This is a genomic window from Mycobacterium sp. E2989 (assembly GCF_001667595.1).
Classification (GTDB): Bacteria; Actinomycetota; Actinomycetes; order Mycobacteriales; family Mycobacteriaceae; genus Mycobacterium.
The window spans coordinates 41,278-55,239 of sequence record NZ_LZJX01000001.1 but is presented as its reverse complement, the minus strand read 5'-3'; the positions used below and the strand labels follow the sequence as shown (position 1 = coordinate 55,239).

The 13,962-nt window shown below is 72.0% G+C and carries 15 protein-coding genes; 6 read left to right on the top strand and 9 right to left on the bottom strand.

Annotation, left to right across the window (positions count from 1 at the left end; genetic code table 11):
- Positions 1-9: 9 nt before the first annotated feature.
- From nadC to nadA, 3 genes are read right to left on the bottom strand one after another with little or no spacing between them, the layout of a single operon-like run.
- A complete protein-coding gene (gene nadC, locus A5680_RS00255; protein ID WP_055404198.1) occupies positions 10-861 on the bottom strand; it encodes a carboxylating nicotinate-nucleotide diphosphorylase in 852 nt (283 codons plus the stop codon).
- The gene (locus A5680_RS00250; protein ID WP_067814927.1) at positions 861-2,444 is read right to left on the bottom strand and encodes an L-aspartate oxidase; all 1,584 of its coding nucleotides are present in this window, start codon (positions 2,442-2,444) and stop codon (positions 861-863) included. Before A5680_RS00250 ends, nadC begins: the two co-directional genes overlap by 1 nt.
- The gene (gene nadA / locus A5680_RS00245) at positions 2,441-3,490 is read right to left on the bottom strand and encodes a quinolinate synthase NadA (protein WP_067814922.1); all 1,050 of its coding nucleotides are present in this window, start codon (positions 3,488-3,490) and stop codon (positions 2,441-2,443) included. The genes A5680_RS00250 and nadA overlap by 4 nt, the downstream gene beginning before the upstream one ends.
- Positions 3,491-3,536: 46 nt before the next feature.
- Between nadA and A5680_RS00240 the strand changes: the two genes are divergently transcribed.
- Together A5680_RS00240 and A5680_RS00235 are read left to right on the top strand one after the other, a co-directional pair.
- Entirely contained in the window at positions 3,537-4,247 is a 711-nt protein-coding gene (locus A5680_RS00240; RefSeq protein WP_067814919.1) for an NUDIX domain-containing protein, read from the top strand.
- Positions 4,248-4,434: 187 nt separating this feature from the next.
- Positions 4,435-5,775, top strand: a complete 1,341-nt coding sequence (locus A5680_RS00235; RefSeq protein WP_055404194.1) for a lipase family protein — start codon at positions 4,435-4,437, stop codon at positions 5,773-5,775.
- Here the strand turns inward: A5680_RS00235 and A5680_RS00230 are convergent.
- The 3 genes from A5680_RS00230 to bioB are packed head-to-tail and all read right to left on the bottom strand — an operon-like array spanning position 5,770 to position 7,675.
- Complete coding sequence (locus tag A5680_RS00230; protein ID WP_055404193.1) at positions 5,770-6,402, bottom strand: DUF2567 domain-containing protein; 633 nt, start codon at positions 6,400-6,402, stop codon at positions 5,770-5,772. The genes A5680_RS00235 and A5680_RS00230 overlap by 6 nt on opposite strands.
- On the bottom strand, positions 6,399-6,626 hold the full coding sequence (locus tag A5680_RS00225; protein WP_055404217.1) for a hypothetical protein: 228 nt from the start codon (positions 6,624-6,626) through the stop codon (positions 6,399-6,401). The genes A5680_RS00230 and A5680_RS00225 overlap by 4 nt, the downstream gene beginning before the upstream one ends.
- Positions 6,627-6,640: 14 nt before the next feature.
- Positions 6,641-7,675 (bottom strand): biotin synthase BioB, encoded by a 1,035-nt coding sequence (bioB, locus tag A5680_RS00220; RefSeq protein ID WP_067814915.1) that lies wholly within the window; start codon positions 7,673-7,675, stop codon positions 6,641-6,643.
- 130 nt (positions 7,676-7,805) lie between these two features.
- Between bioB and A5680_RS25950 the strand changes: the two genes are divergently transcribed.
- The 4 genes from A5680_RS25950 (at position 7,806) to A5680_RS00205 (ending at position 11,630) form a co-directional block, all read left to right on the top strand.
- A complete protein-coding gene (locus tag A5680_RS25950; protein WP_197281283.1) occupies positions 7,806-7,976 on the top strand; it encodes a hypothetical protein in 171 nt (56 codons plus the stop codon).
- 88 nt (positions 7,977-8,064) lie between these two features.
- Positions 8,065-9,909 (top strand): hypothetical protein, encoded by a 1,845-nt coding sequence (locus tag A5680_RS00215; protein WP_067814912.1) that lies wholly within the window; start codon positions 8,065-8,067, stop codon positions 9,907-9,909.
- A 9-nt stretch (positions 9,910-9,918) separates the two neighbouring features.
- Entirely contained in the window at positions 9,919-10,275 is a 357-nt protein-coding gene (locus tag A5680_RS00210; protein ID WP_369827577.1) for a hypothetical protein, read from the top strand.
- A 68-nt stretch (positions 10,276-10,343) separates the two neighbouring features.
- Entirely contained in the window at positions 10,344-11,630 is a 1,287-nt protein-coding gene (locus A5680_RS00205) for a hypothetical protein (RefSeq protein WP_369827575.1), read from the top strand.
- Here A5680_RS00205 and A5680_RS00200 read toward each other — a convergent pair.
- Genes A5680_RS00200 through A5680_RS00190 form a run of 3 tightly spaced genes read right to left on the bottom strand, consistent with a single transcriptional unit; the run spans position 11,627 to position 13,961 of the window.
- Positions 11,627-12,136, bottom strand: a complete 510-nt coding sequence (locus tag A5680_RS00200) for a 2'-5' RNA ligase family protein (protein WP_067814903.1) — start codon at positions 12,134-12,136, stop codon at positions 11,627-11,629. The two genes, A5680_RS00205 and A5680_RS00200, sit on opposite strands and share 4 nt — an antisense overlap.
- The gene (gene bioD, locus A5680_RS00195) at positions 12,136-12,816 is read right to left on the bottom strand and encodes a dethiobiotin synthase (RefSeq protein WP_067814900.1); all 681 of its coding nucleotides are present in this window, start codon (positions 12,814-12,816) and stop codon (positions 12,136-12,138) included. Before bioD ends, A5680_RS00200 begins: the two co-directional genes overlap by 1 nt.
- Positions 12,813-13,961 (bottom strand): 8-amino-7-oxononanoate synthase, encoded by a 1,149-nt coding sequence (locus tag A5680_RS00190; RefSeq protein WP_067814897.1) that lies wholly within the window; start codon positions 13,959-13,961, stop codon positions 12,813-12,815. The genes bioD and A5680_RS00190 overlap by 4 nt, the downstream gene beginning before the upstream one ends.
- Position 13,962 lies beyond the last annotated feature (1 nt).

Sequence of the window (13,962 nt, the reverse complement as noted above, 5' to 3'; positions counted from 1 at the left end):
CGGTAAGCCCTACATATCCAGGCCGACGTCGAGCGCGCGTACCGAATGCGTGAGCGCGCCGACGGCCAGGTAGTCCACCCCGGTGGCCGCGTACGTGGCGGCGTTGTCGAGGTTTAGCCCGCCGGAGGACTCCAGCAGGACGGCGGGGGCCCGGGCGTCGCGGCGCTGCACGGCCATCTGCGTCTGCCACACCGGGAAGTTGTCCAGCAGGACCAGTTCCGGCTTTTCGGCCAGCACCTCGTCCAGCTGCTCGAGGGAGTCCACCTCGACCTCGCACGGCAGCTCCGGGGCCGCGTCGCGCACCGCCCGCAGCGCGTCGACCACCGAGCCGGCGGCCACCACGTGGTTGTCCTTGATGAGCGCCGCATCCCCCAGCCCCAGCCGGTGGTTGACGCCCCCGCCGACCCGGACCGCGTACTTCTGCAGGGCGCGCAGCCCGGGCAGGGTCTTGCGGGTGTCGCGGACCTTGGCCTTGGTGCCGTCCACGGCCGCCACCCAGGCCGCCGTCGTGGTGGCGATGCCGGACAGGTGGCAGACCAGGTTCAGCATGGTCCGCTCGGCGGTCAACAGGCCGCGGGTGTCCGCGCGCACGGTCAGCACCGGCTCGCCCGGCTGCAACCGGGCGCCGTCGTCGACGCGGTGCAGCACGTCGTAGCCCCCGGCGAGGACGGCGTCGAGGACCAGCAGCGCGACCTCGACGCCGGCGATCACGCCCGGCTCCCGGGGCACCATCGACGCGGTGGCCACCGCGCCGGCGGGCACCGTCGCCAGCGTGGTGACGTCGGGGCCGTAACGCAGGTCCTCTTCCAGCGCGCGCCGGATGGTGTCCTGGGCAGCGCTGCGTTCCTCGGGCTGCATCATCAGCCCACCGCCGCCAGCGCCTCCACCAGCACCTGGTCGTCGGCCAGCCGCAGCACGCTGCTGCGGGCCTGTTCCGGGGCCGGGTCCGGGTGCTCGGCGCGGTGGTGGCAGCCGCGGCTCTCGCTGCGGGCCAGGGCCGCGGCGGTCACCGCGCGCGCGGCCACCGTCAGCGCGACGTCCTCGAAGTCGCGGCGGCCCGCGATGGCCCGGGCGGGCGCCCCGGACAGCGCGTCGGACAGCCGGTTCAGTCCCGCGGCGTCGCGCACCACCGAGGCGTCGCGGCTCATCGAGGCCTGCAGTTCGGCGCGCCGCGGGGCGGTGTGCACGCTCGGCTCGGGCGCGGTCGCCCGGACCCGCCCCGCCGCCACCGCGTGCGCGGCCGCGGCCTTGCCGGCCCGCCCCCCGACCACCAGGCCTTCCAGCAGGCTGTTGGACGCCAGCCGGTTGGCGCCGTGCATGCCGGTGCGCGCCACCTCGCCGGCGGCGAACAGCCCGGGCAGCTCGGTCTGCCCGTGCACGTCGGTGACCACGCCGCCGCAGCTGTAATGCGCCCCCGGCACGACCGGGATGGGTTGGCGGACCGGGTCGATGCCGGCGGCCCGGCACGCGGCGGTCACGGTCGGGAAGCGGGCCGCGAACCCCCCGATATTGCGCGCGTCCAGGAAGACGCACGGGTCGCCGGTGGCCTTCAGCCGCGCGTCGATGGCGGCCGCGACGACGTCCCGCGGCGCCAGGTCGCCCATCGGGTGAACACCCGCGGTGACCGAATTGCCTTGCCGGTCAACCAGTATCGCGCCCTCACCGCGGATGGCCTCGGTGACCAGCGGGCGCCGCCCGCCGGCCCCGCCACCGTAGAGCATCGTCGGGTGGAACTGGATGAACTCGAGGTCGCTGACGGCGACGCCGGCCCACAGCGCCAGGGCGATGCCGTCGCCGGTGGAGCCTTCGGGGTTGGTGGTCGCGGCGTAGAGGTGGCCGAGCCCGCCGGAAGCCAGGATCACCGCGGGCGCGCTGATGATGCCGTACCCGTCGGGGTTGCCGACCGCGACGCCGGTCACGGCTTCTCCGCCCAAGGAGCCGTCGTGCAACACGCACAGGGCGACGTGGCTTGTCCGGATGTCGAGCAGCCGGGCGGCGTGGTCGAGCGCGCGCTGCACCTCGGCGCCGGTGGCGTCCCCGCCCGCGTGCACGATCCGCCGGCGCGAGTGGCCGCCCTCGCGCGTCACGTCCCAGCGGCCAGGCACCGCCTCGTCGAATCGCGCTCCGGCACCGACCAATTCGGACACCGCGAGGTAGCCGTCGGCGACGATCGAGGTCACCGCGTCGAGATCGCAGAGGCCCGCGCCCGCGGTCACGGTGTCGGCGACGTGGGCCTCGACGGAGTCGTCGTTGTCGGGCAGGACCACCGCGATGCCGCCCTGGGCGTAGTGGGTGGCGGTCACCCCGCGCGCCTGGTCGGCCTTGCTCAGCACGACGACGCTGCGCCCGGCGCGGTGGGCGGCCAGCGCCGCGGCCAGACCCGCGACGCCGGTACCGATGACGACGACGTCGGCGCTGTGCGTCCAGGCCGGCCGGACGATCATTCGCCGCCGCCCGGTTGACCGATTGCGATCATGCGCTGCACGCTGCGCCGACCCGCGGCGGCAATCTCGGGGTCGACGTCGACCTCGTCGGCGCCCTCCACCAGGCAGCGCAGCAGCGCCGCGGGCGTGATCATCTTCATGTACTTGCACGACGCGCGGTCGTTCACCGCGCGGAAGTCGACTTGCGGTGCGGCCCGGCGCAATTGGTGCAGCATGCCGACCTCGGTGGCGACCAGCACCTTGCGGACCCGGGTGTGGTGCGCGGCGTCCAGCATGCCTCCGGTGGACAGGATCTTGACCCGCTCGGCCGGGAAGGCGCCTTCGCCGGCGAGGTACAACGCCGAAGTGGCGCAACCACATTCGGGGTGCACGTACAGGTCGGCGTCCGGGTTGGCCCGGGCCTGCTCGGACAGCTCTTCGCCGTTGATCCCGGCGTGGACGTGGCATTCGCCGGCCCACACGTGCATGTTCGTCCGGCCGGTCATCCGGCGCACGTGCGCTCCGAGGAACTGGTCCGGGCAGAACAAGACCTCACGGTCGGGGTCGATCGAGTTCACCACGTCCACGGCGTTGGACGACGTGCAGCAGATGTCGGTGAGCGCCTTCACCGCGGCGGTGGTGTTGACGTAGGAGACGACGACGGCGCCGGGGTGCTCGGCCTTCCAGGCGCGCAGTTCGTCGGCGGTGATCGAGTCGGCCAGCGAGCAGCCCGCCCGCTGGTCGGGGATGAGGACCGTCTTGTCGGGGCTCAGGATCTTGGCGGTCTCGGCCATGAAGTGCACGCCGCAGAACACGATCGTGTCCTCGGGCGCCTCGGCGGCGATCCGGGACAGCGCGAGCGAGTCGCCGACGTGGTCGGCGACGTCCTGGATGGCGGGCAGCTGGTAGTTGTGCGCGAGCACGGTGGCGCCGCGCAGGTTGGCCAGCCGGCGGATCTCGGCGGCCCATTGCGCGTCGCCGTCCACGCCGGCGTAGCCGGTGGGCGAATTGGTGACGTCGGCGATCATGTCTTCGGCGAGCGTGTCCATGCGATTGATAACCGTCACGGCGGCTCCTTTCAGCCCGACAGGTTTTCGACTTATAATCGAAAACATGGGCCATACTAGCACTGAACACGAGGTGCTTGCGGTCGTGTTTCAGGTTCGCCAGGTAACGGCGGCACCGCGAAGACAGAAACCGCAGCTGAACGTGCTGTTGTGGCAACGCGCCAAAGACCCGCAGAAGGGCGCCTGGTCGCTGCCCGGCGGGCGGCTGCGCAACGAGGAGGACATGACCACCTCGGTGCTGCGCCAGCTGGCCGAAAAGGTGGACCTCAAAGAGCTGGCCCACCTCGAGCAGCTGGCGGTGTTCTCCGATCCGCAGCGGGTGCCGGGCAACCGGGTGATCGCCTCGACCTTCCTGGGCCTGGTGCCCTCCCCCGCCACCCCGGAACTGCCGCCGGACACCCGCTGGCACCCGGTGAGTGCGCTGCCCCCGATGGCGTTCGACCACGGCCCGATGGTGGAGCACGCCCGCACCAGGCTGGTTGCCAAGATGTCGTACACCAACATCGGATTCGCCTTGGCGCCAAAGGAATTCGCTCTTTCAACGCTGCGTGACATCTACGGTGCCGCGCTGGGTTACCAGGTCGACGCCACCAACCTGCAGCGGGTGTTGGCCCGCCGCGGGGTCATCACGGCGACCGGCACCATCGCGCAGTCCGGGCGCAGCGGCGGGCGGCCGGCGGCCCTCTACCACTTCACCGACTCGAGGCTGCGGGTCACCGACGAATTTGCCGCGCTGCGGCCGCCGGGCCAGATTTGACGACCGGGGCCCGCCGCCGCCTCCACTAAACTGGACCGGAAGGTCTTCCGGGGGACGCGACTAAGGCGCCATCAGTGGCGCGTCTTACCTGCGGGCACACAGACGAACTCGCTCACACACGGCGATTACGTTTTGGTTACCTGCCGTTGGTGCGCGAGAATGCCGGATGGCCTAGAAGGGAGCCTCAATGGCTGAGCTCGGCAATCTGGCAGGCACGCGTGGCGCGGAATGGATCGCCCGGCCGCCGCACGAGGAACTGCAGCGCAAGATCCGCCCGCTGCTGCCCTCGGACGACCCGTTCTACCAGCCGCCGCTCGGCTTCCAGCACGCCGAGCCCGGGACGGTGCTGCGCTCCCGCGACGTCGAGCTCGCCTTCCTGGGGCTGATCCCGCAGCCGATCAAGGCCGTCCAGCTGCTCTACCGGACGATGGACATGCACGGCGAGCCCGAGGCGGCGGCGACCACGGTGATCGTCCCCGCCGAACTCGCCCCGGAGCGGCCCTGCCCGCTGCTGTCCTACCAGTGCGCGATCGACGCGGTGTCGTCGCGTTGCTTCCCGTCCTACGCGCTGCGACGCCGGGCGAAGGCCCTCGGATCGATCGGCCAGTTCGAGCTGTTCCTGATCGCCGCCGCGGTGGCCGAGGGCTGGGCCGTCTCGGTGCCCGACCACGAGGGGCTGCGCGGGCTGTGGGGCGCGCCGTACGAACCCGGCTACCGGGTCCTCGACGGCATCCGGGCCGCCCTGGGCTCGGAACGCCTCGGGCTGTCGCCGGCGGCGCCGATCGGGCTGTGGGGCTACTCCGGCGGCGGCCTGGCCAGCGCCTGGGCGGCCGAGATGTGCGCCGACTACGCGCCCGAACTGGACATCGTCGGGGCGGTGCTGGGATCGCCCGTCGGCGACCTGGGCAACACCTTCCGCAGGCTCAACGGCAGTTTCCTGTCGGGTCTGCCGGCGCTGGTGGTCGCCGCACTCGCCCACATCTACCCCGAGCTGGACCGGGTGATCAAGGAGCACAGCAACGAGGAGGGCCGCGCCCTGCTCGAGTCGCTGGAGAAAATGACCACCGTGGAGGCGGTCGTGAAGATGGCCGGCAAGAACATGGGCGACTACCTCGACGAGCCGCTCGAGACCATCCTGTCGACGCCCGAGGTCACGCACGTCTTCGAGAGCATCAAGCTGGGCGCCGCCGTGCCGACGCCGCCGGTGTTGATCGTGCAGGCCGTCCACGACTACCTGATCGACGTCAACGACATCGACGTGCTCGCCGACGCCTACTCGGCCGGCGGCGCGCGGGTCACCTACCACCGGGACGCGTTCAACGAGCACATGCTGCTGCACCCGCTGTCGGCGCCGATGACGCTGCGCTGGCTCACGGACCGGTTCGACGGCAGGCCGCTGACCGAGCACCTGATCCGCACCACCTGGCCCACGATGTTCCATCCGATGACCTACGTCGGGATGGCCCGGCTGGCCAAGATCGCGGCGAAGGTCGTCTTCGGCCGCAGCATTCACCGCCGCCCGCTATGACACGGCCGCTTCGGCGGCGCCCCCTGAAGACACCGGCAACGCGGCCGACGAGCGGTCGCCCGCCGGCGGGACCCCCAGGTCGTCGCGGGCGTCCGCGGCCGCGAACACCGCATACACCAGCGCCGCGATAGCGGCCGGCCACAGCAGCGTCAGCGCCACCTGCAGCGGGTGGTCCGCGAAGAATACCGGGGGCGCCTGCACGACGTAGGCCACCGACGGGCCCTTGGCCAGCGGCACCGCATCGAAGTTCAACGCGCCGAAGCGGATTCGGACCACGGCCGCCCCGACCGCCGTCGCGACCGCGGCGGCGGTCACCAAGCCGGCCGTGAGCGCGACGACCATCCCCGGCCCGCGGCGCGCGCGCCACTGCCACGCCAGCACCGGCGCCACCACCGCCAGCACGGTCAGCAAACCCAACATCAGGCTCGGCGCGTCGAAGAAGTGCTCCGACTCGGTGCCGAGATAGTCGTGGACCCGCTCGCCGGCCCGCGTCATGGCCACCACGGCGTGGATCGGCGGGGCGATCCAGCCCCACACCCCGCCGAGCACCGCGCCGGCCGCCGCGGACCCCAGCCCGGCGCCGGCGATCGCGCGCCAGCGCGGCCTGCCCGCCGTGGCCCCGGTCACCGCCGGTCCTCCAGGTCGACTGAGTCGACCTCACCGTGCCGCGAGCACCGCGCCCGCCAGCCGTCGGGGCGCACCTGCACCACCATCCGGCGCCCGCATTCGGCACAGAACCGCGGCGGCTCCAGGCCCAACTGCGCCGCCGTCGGCACCGCGGTGCCCCCCAATTCGCCGGTGTAGACGTTGTAGACGCCGGCGCTGACCGGAGCGCCCAGATCCCCAACCACGGTTTCCACGCTTCTTACAGGGTGGCGTTGAGCGCCTTGATGGGCATCTGCAGGTCGTCGAGCAGTTCCAGATCGGCCTCGGCCGGCCGGCCGAGCGTGGTGAGGTAGTTGCCGACGATCACGGCGTTGATGCCGCCCAGGATGCCCTTCTTGGCGCCCAGGTCGCCCAGCGTGATCTCGCGGCCCCCGGCGAAGCGCAGCATCGCGCGCGGCAGGGCCAGCCGGAACGCGGCCACCGACTTCAGCGCCTCGGCCACCGGCAGCACCTCCAGGTCGCCGAACGGCGTGCCGGGGCGCGGGTTGAGGAAGTTCAACGGCACCTCGTCGGGGCCCAGCTCGGCCAGCTCGGCGGCGAACTCCGCGCGCTGCTCGAGCGTCTCGCCCATGCCCAGGATGCCGCCGCAGCACACCTCCATGCCGGCGTCGCGCACCATCGACAGGGTCTGCCAGCGCTCTTCCCAGGTGTGGGTGGTGACGACGTTGGTGAAGAACGAGCGGGCGGTCTCCAGGTTGTGGTTGTAGCGGTGCACGCCCATCTCGGCGAGCTGCTCGACCTGCTCGGGGGTCAGCATCCCCAGCGAGCAGGCGATGTTGATCTCGACCTCGTTGCGGATCGCCTCGATGCCGGCCGCGACCTGGGCCATCAGCCGCTCGTCGGGCCCGCGCACGGCGGCCACGATGCAGAACTCGGTGGCTCCCGACTTGGCGGTCTGTTTGGCGGCCTCGACCAGGCTCGGGATGTCCAGCCGGGCGCTGCGCACCGGGGAGGCGAACAGGCCCGACTGCGAACAGAAATGGCAGTCCTCGGGGCAGCCGCCGGTTTTCAGGCTGATGATGCCCTCGACCTCGACCTCGGGTCCGCACCAGCGCATCCGCACCTCGTGGGCCAGCTCGAGCAGGTCGTCGAGCCGGTCGTCGGGCAGCTGCAGCACCCGCAGCACCTGGTCCCGACTCAGTCCCTCGCCGCGCTCGAGCACCTGTTCACGGGCCACGGCCAGGATGTCCGCGTCGTTGGCGCCGGTCACCGGTCGAGTTGCCGCTTGAGTCACCAGTACTCCCCTGCATCGTCGGGCGCCGCGCGCGCGACCCCCTGCCCCACGGTCGTGGTGGCCTGGATAAAAGTGTTCAAAGTAGGGTAACGGCCGCAGTACATGCCGTCCGCCGGGGTATCTCACCACCATGACCGATCCGCACGTCGCCTATGTGGCCCACCACATGATCCTGCTGGCGATCCCGGCGTTCCTGCCGGCGATCATCGTCGTCGGCGTGATCCTGTACGTCGCGCTGAAAGACCGCCGCTCCCCCGGCGAGTCGGAGGACACCGAGAGCCGCACCGACGAAAATCGGTGATTGATCGGCCCCTGATTTGGGCATTCCGCTTCGTGCGAGCTGCATCACAGCTCGCCAGGCGGTCGGGCGCTGTTGGGAGGGTTGGACGATGAAATCGGCGGAACTCACTTTCGTTGCCGAGGCGCCGGCGCGCGGCGCCGGCCTCAACCAGGTGATCGGGCTGTCAGTGGCGGCGGTCGTGATCGCGGCGGTCATGCTCTGGGTCGGCTACGCCCACCGCACGCATCGCATCCAGTGGCTGACCCGGGTGGCCAACAAGCTCGGCGAGAAGTTCCACCGGCCCAATTGGGTGGCGCTGCCGGTCATGATCTTCACGACGTTCATCATCTGCGCCCTGTTCGGGTTCATCTGGGACGTCAGCTGGCACATCGGCAACGGGCGCGACCCCGGCCCGCTGGCCAACCCCGCGCACTACTTCATCATCATCGGGCTGTTCGGAATCTTCGTCGGCGGCGCGGTCTCGATGGTGCTGCCGTTCGACAAGCCGGGGCCCGCGGCGGTGCGCATCACCCGCAACTGGTACGCGCCCGTCGGCGGCATCCTGATGGCCGGCTGCGGCATGTACGCGATGATCGGGTTCCCGCTCGACGACATCTGGCACCGGATCTTCGGCCAAGACGTAACCCTTTGGGGCCCAACGCATTTGATGATGATCGGCGGGGCATGTTTCTCGCTGTTCTCGGTGCTGATGCTGGAGCGTGAAGGCGAGGCGCACGAAGCCGGGGAGGTATTCCACGGCGCGTTCATCACGTTCCTGCGGTACCTGTCCTTCGGCGGGTTGTTCATCGGCCTGTCCGTCTATCAGATCGAATTCGACTTCGGGGTCCCGCAGTTCCGGCTGGTGTTTCAGCCGATGCTGATCGCCGCGGCGTCCGCGCTGGCGGCCGTCGCCGCGCGCCTGACGATGGGCCGCGGCGCCGCGATCATCGCGGCGGTGTTCGCCATCGCGCTGCGGGGCGCGGTTGCGGTGATTGTCGGGCCCATCCTCGGCGCCCCGATCAACTGGTTCCCGCTGTACCTCGGCCCCGCCCTCGTCGTCGAGCTGGTGGCCCTGACCCCGCTGATCAAGCGCCCGCTGGCCTTCGGCGCCGTCTCCGGCCTCGCGGTGGCCACCGTGGGGCTGTGGCTGGAGTCGCTGTGGATCGGGGCGGTCTACAACTACCCGTGGCCGACCAGCATGTGGGGCGAGGCGCTGGCCATGGCGGTGCCGGTGGCCGTCCTGACCGGAACCTGCGGGGCGATGTTCGGCATGGTCCTCACCGGCGAGCGCCTGCCGGGCCGCCGGCTCGGCATCTCCGTCGTCGCGCTGACGGTGCTGGTGATCGGCGTGGCGGTGGCCAACGGGTTGCACATCACCGTGCCGAGCAAGAACACCGCCACGGTGACCCTGACGGACCAGCCGAGCCCGCCCGGGCAGCGCATGGTCTCGGCCGACGTGATGATCTCACCGACCACCATGGTCAGCGACAACCCGGACTGGCTGACGATCCTGTCCTGGCAGGGGCGGATGCAGAACCACCGGGGCCTGATGATCGACAAGCTCGCCAAGGTGGGGCCCGGGCATTACCGGTCCACCCAGCCGGTCCCGGTGTGGGGTGACTGGAAGACGCTGTTGCGCGTGCAGGACGGCCGGATGATGACGGCCGTGCCGATCTACGAGCCGGCCGACGACGCCATCCCGGCGCCCGAGGTCCCCGCGCTCGCGTCCAGCACGCGGCCGTTCGTCCTGGAGGTCACCATCCTGCAGCGCGAACGCGACCAGAGCGCGCCGGCCTGGCTGTTCACCGCCGGCGGGATCGTGGTGCTGTTCCTGACGCTGGCGGTGATCACCGCCCTGAGCTGGGGCGCGGGCCGGATCAACAACTACGACAGCCTCCCGAAGCGGCCCGAGGAACAAAAGCACCCGGTGCCCGATACGCCCCGGGCGGCGTGATCGATGGGAATGCGTAGCGCCCTGGCCGCGGCGTGGGTGGCGATCCTGGCGTGGGCGCTGATCGGCTGTGGCGGTTCGCAGCAGCAGGCCCCGGCCGCGGGCCCGACGGTCGACGTCACGATCGCCAAGGGGCAGGTGACGCCCACCAACGCCACGCTGCAGGCCAAGGTGCACCAGCAGATCACCCTGCGCGTGACCAGTGACGCCGCCGACGAACTGCACGTGCACTCGACGCCCGACCACAAGTTCCCGGTGGCCGTGGCGCCCAACCAAACCTTCCAGTTCGCCGTCGACGTGCCCGGCAACGTCGAGGTGGAGCTGCACCACCTCGACCGCACGATCGCGACCATCCAAGTCCAACCGTGAGCGCGGGCGGCGCGACCGCGGTACTCGCGCACGGGCTCGGCGGATCCGGCGACCTTCCGGTGCCGTACATGTACGCGATGGTCGGCGCGGCGTGGGCGCTGACGTTCACCTTCGCGCTGGTCGCCTTCGCGTGGCGGCGGCCGCGGTTCGATCCGGGCAAGCCGGGCCGCCCGCTGCCTTCGGCGGTCACCGCCTTCGTCGACGCCCGGGCGACGCGGTGGGCGGCCGCCGCGCTGGGTCTGGTGTTCGCGGCGTGGGCGGTGGCGGCCGGGGTGTGGGGTCCGCTATCGGAGACCAACGCCCTGCTCGGCGCGTTCTACGTGCTGCTGTGGGTCGGGCTGGTGGCGCTGTCGCTGCTGTTCGGGCCCGTCTGGCGGGTTCTCTCGCCGATGCGGACGGTGTACCTGCTGCTGTGCCGCGCCACGCCCGACCGCCTGCACTCGCCGCGGTTGTCCTATCCCGAGGGCTGGGGCTACCGCCCGGCGGCGCTGGGCCTGTTCGCGTTCGTCTGGATGGAATTGGCCAGCCCGAACCCGGCGTCGCTGCCGTGGGTGCGGGCGTGGCTGGCCGGGTACGCCGTGGTCATGCTGGTGGGCGCCTGGTTGTGCGGCCAGCGCTGGCTGGCCCGCGCCGACCCGTTCGGGGTGTACAGCATGGCGGTGTCGCGCCTGTCGCCGTTTCGCCGCAACCCCGAAACCGGGCGCATCGTCGTCGGGAACCCCCTCGACCATCTGCCGTCGCTGCCCGTGCGCCCCGGCGTGGTCATGGTGCTCGCGGTGCTGCTCGGGTCCACGGCGTTCGACAGTTTCTCGGCGTCGCCGACATGGCGCGGCTTCGCCGACAAGGCCTCCCGCGGCATCGGCCTGGCGCCGGCGGCGTCGTCGTCGCTGCTGCGGACGCTCGGGCTGATCGTCTTCATTTCGGTTGTCGCCGTGACCTTTTCGCTTGCCGCGCGCGCGACGGGCGGCGTCGACTCCGAGCGGCGCCGCGCGCTGCCGGGCCAGCTGGCGCATTCCCTGATCCCGATCGTGGTGGGCTACATCTTCGCCCACTACCTGACCTACCTCATCGAGCGCGGACAACAGGCCGTGATCGCGCTGGCCGATCCGTTCGGCCGCGGCTGGGGCGGGCTGGCGCACCAGCAGGTGGCCTACGTGCTGTCCACCCATCCGCCGGTCCTGGCCGGGATCAAGGTGGCCTGCGTGGTGACCGGCCACATCCTCGCGGTGATCGCCGCCCACGACAAGGCCCTGCGGCTGCTGCCGAGCGGCCATCAGCTCACCGGGCAGTTGACGATGATGCTGGTCATGGTGGGCTACACCTTCACCGGGCTGTACCTGCTGTTCGGCGGCTAGCCGATCAGGTGGTCGGTCTTCTTCTCCCCGTTCCAGTGCCGCAGGGCGGCGAAGCTGCCCTCGATGAGCGGGGGGCGCCCCGCGATGCGCAGCGCCCGGCTCAGCGCCGGTCCGCCGACGCGGCGGGCCAGCGTGACGTGCGGCGTCCACTGGCCGGGCAGGCTGGTGGGCGCCGGCGCGGGGGCCAGGTGCTCCCCGGCCAGCCGGTGCACCTCGGCATGGAACTCGAGCAGCTCGGCGCTCGGCACGACGAGCCGGGCCAGGATCGCGTTGGAGCGCCCGAGCAGCAACGACGCGCCGACCCCGCAGCCCACCGGCAACCGCTCGGTCAGCGGGCGCAGCGCGGCGTCGGCCTCGTCGGCGATGCGGTCGGCCACCGCGAGCGTGACGTGTGGCCGCCCGGCCGGCGCCTGGCTGGGAATCCCGGCGGCGGCCAGGGCGTCCCACAGCCCGCGGATGGTCGCCTCGGTCTCGCCGTCGAAGAGCAGCTCGATGGAATGCACCATCAGCGGACCAGCGCGGTGACCCAGTCGCGGTCGAACGCCGCGGCGCTCATGTCCGCGAACTGTGCGGCGCCCATCGATCCGGCGCCCGCCGGCAACGCGGCCCGCACCGCACCCAGCCGGGCCAGGGCGGAGCGATTCGATGTTTCCACCGACCCGGGGTGGCCCGGCCAGCTCCCGATCACCAATCCTGCGCACGAAACATTGTGCGCGGCAAGCGCTTCCAGAGTGAGCGCGGTGTGGTTGAGGGTGCCCAGTTCCGCACTGACCGCGACCAGCGCCGCGGCCCCCAGCTGGACGGCAAGGTCGCGCAGGGTGACACCCGCGGCGGCGAGCTCGACCAGCAGCCCGCCGGCGCCCTCGACCAGCGTCAGCCGCCCCGGGCGGTCCAGGCCGGTCACCAGCCGCAGCAACTCGTCGCCGGTCGGCAGGGCCGCGCCCGCCTGCTCGGCCGCGGCGGCCGGCGCGAGGGGCTGCGGGTAGCGGGCCAGCCCGGCCAGTTGGGTGACGCCGGACAGCCGGGCGACCTCGGCCAGGTCGTCGTCACCGGAGGCGGTGCCGGTCTGGACCGGCTTGCACACCGCCACGTCGACGCCGGCCCGGCGGGCGTGACAGGCCAGGGCGGCGGTGACGACGGTCTTGCCGACCCCGGTGCCGGTCCCCGTGATGACCAGGACGGTCAAGGGCGCGCCACAGCGAGCACGTCGGCGAGCACCCGCCGGGCGATGTCGAGTTCGGCCGCGTCCAGCGACGCGCGCGCGGTCAGCCGCAACCGCGACGTCCCGGCGGGCACCGTCGGGGGCCGGAAGCAGCCCACCTTCACGCCGGCGTCCAGGCAGGCGGTCGCGGCGGCCAGCGCCACCTCCGGGTCCCCCAGGATCACCGACACCACCGCCGACTGCGGGGCCTCGGGGACGTCGCAGACGTCGGCCAGGACGCGGGCGTGCCGCAGCACGGCATCGGGTCGCCACGGTTCGGCCCGCAGCACGTTCAGCGCGGACCGCGCGGCGCCCACCGCCGCGGGCGCAAGGCCGGTGTCGAAGATGAACGTCCGCGCCGCGTCGATCAGGTGCGCCCGCACCGCCGCCGGCCCGAGCACCACGCCGCCCTGGCTGCCCAGCGCCTTGGACAGCGTCGTGGTCATGACCACGTCGGGGGCGCCCGCCAGCCCGAGCTCGTGCAGCAGCCCGCGCCCGGCGCCGCGCACGCCCAGGCCGTGTGCCTCGTCGACGAGCAGCAGCGCGCGGTGGCGGCGGCACACCTCGTGCAGCTCGCGCAGCGGCGCCAGGGCGCCGTCGGCGCTGAAGACCGACTCGGTGATGACGACGGCGCGCTCCTCGTCGCGTCCGGCGAGGGCCGCCTCCACGGCGTCGACGTCGCGGTGTCCGGTGACGGCCACGCGGGCCCGCGACAGCCGGCAGGCGTCGACCAGGGACGCGTGCGAGAGCGCGTCGGACACCAGTAGCGAACCCCGGCCGGACAGGCCGACGACCGCGCCGAGGTTGGCCGCGTAGCCCGACGAGAACAGCAATCCCGAAGCGGCGCCGACGTATTCGGCGAGCTCGGACTCGAATTGCTGGTGCAGTTCGGTGTCGCCGGTGACCAGCCGCGAGCCGGTGGCCCCGGCGCCCCACATGCGCAGCGCCGCGATGCCGCCGTCGATCACGTCGGGGTGCTGGGACAGGCCGAGGTAGTCGTTGGACGCCAGGTCGAGCTCGGTCGCCACGGCGGGGCGCGGCCGCAGCGAGCGACGCAGCCCGGCCTCGCGGCGCTGGCGCTCCACCGCCTCCAGCCAGGCCAGCGGGGAAGTCTCGATCGGTGCCCTCATC

Excerpts from the sequence above, each read along its gene's own strand:
- A5680_RS00235 (WP_055404194.1), top strand. The coding sequence starts at position 4,435 with ATGGCTGAGCTCGGCAATCTGGCAGGCACGCGTGGCGCGGAATGGATC.
- A5680_RS00200 (WP_067814903.1), bottom strand. The coding sequence starts at position 12,136 with ATGGTGCATTCCATCGAGCTGCTCTTCGACGGCGAGACCGAGGCGACC.
- A5680_RS00210 (WP_369827577.1), top strand. The coding sequence starts at position 9,919 with ATGCGTAGCGCCCTGGCCGCGGCGTGGGTGGCGATCCTGGCGTGGGCG.
- A5680_RS25950 (WP_197281283.1), top strand. The coding sequence starts at position 7,806 with ATGACCGATCCGCACGTCGCCTATGTGGCCCACCACATGATCCTGCTG.
- nadC (WP_055404198.1), bottom strand. The coding sequence starts at position 861 with ATGATGCAGCCCGAGGAACGCAGCGCTGCCCAGGACACCATCCGGCGC.
- A5680_RS00190 (WP_067814897.1), bottom strand. The coding sequence starts at position 13,961 with ATGAGGGCACCGATCGAGACTTCCCCGCTGGCCTGGCTGGAGGCGGTG.
- A5680_RS00215 (WP_067814912.1), top strand. The coding sequence starts at position 8,065 with ATGAAATCGGCGGAACTCACTTTCGTTGCCGAGGCGCCGGCGCGCGGC.
- A5680_RS00205 (WP_369827575.1), top strand. The coding sequence starts at position 10,344 with ATGTACGCGATGGTCGGCGCGGCGTGGGCGCTGACGTTCACCTTCGCG.
- A5680_RS00240 (WP_067814919.1), top strand. The coding sequence starts at position 3,537 with ATGGGCCATACTAGCACTGAACACGAGGTGCTTGCGGTCGTGTTTCAG.
- A5680_RS00250 (WP_067814927.1), bottom strand. The coding sequence starts at position 2,444 with ATGATCGTCCGGCCGGCCTGGACGCACAGCGCCGACGTCGTCGTCATC.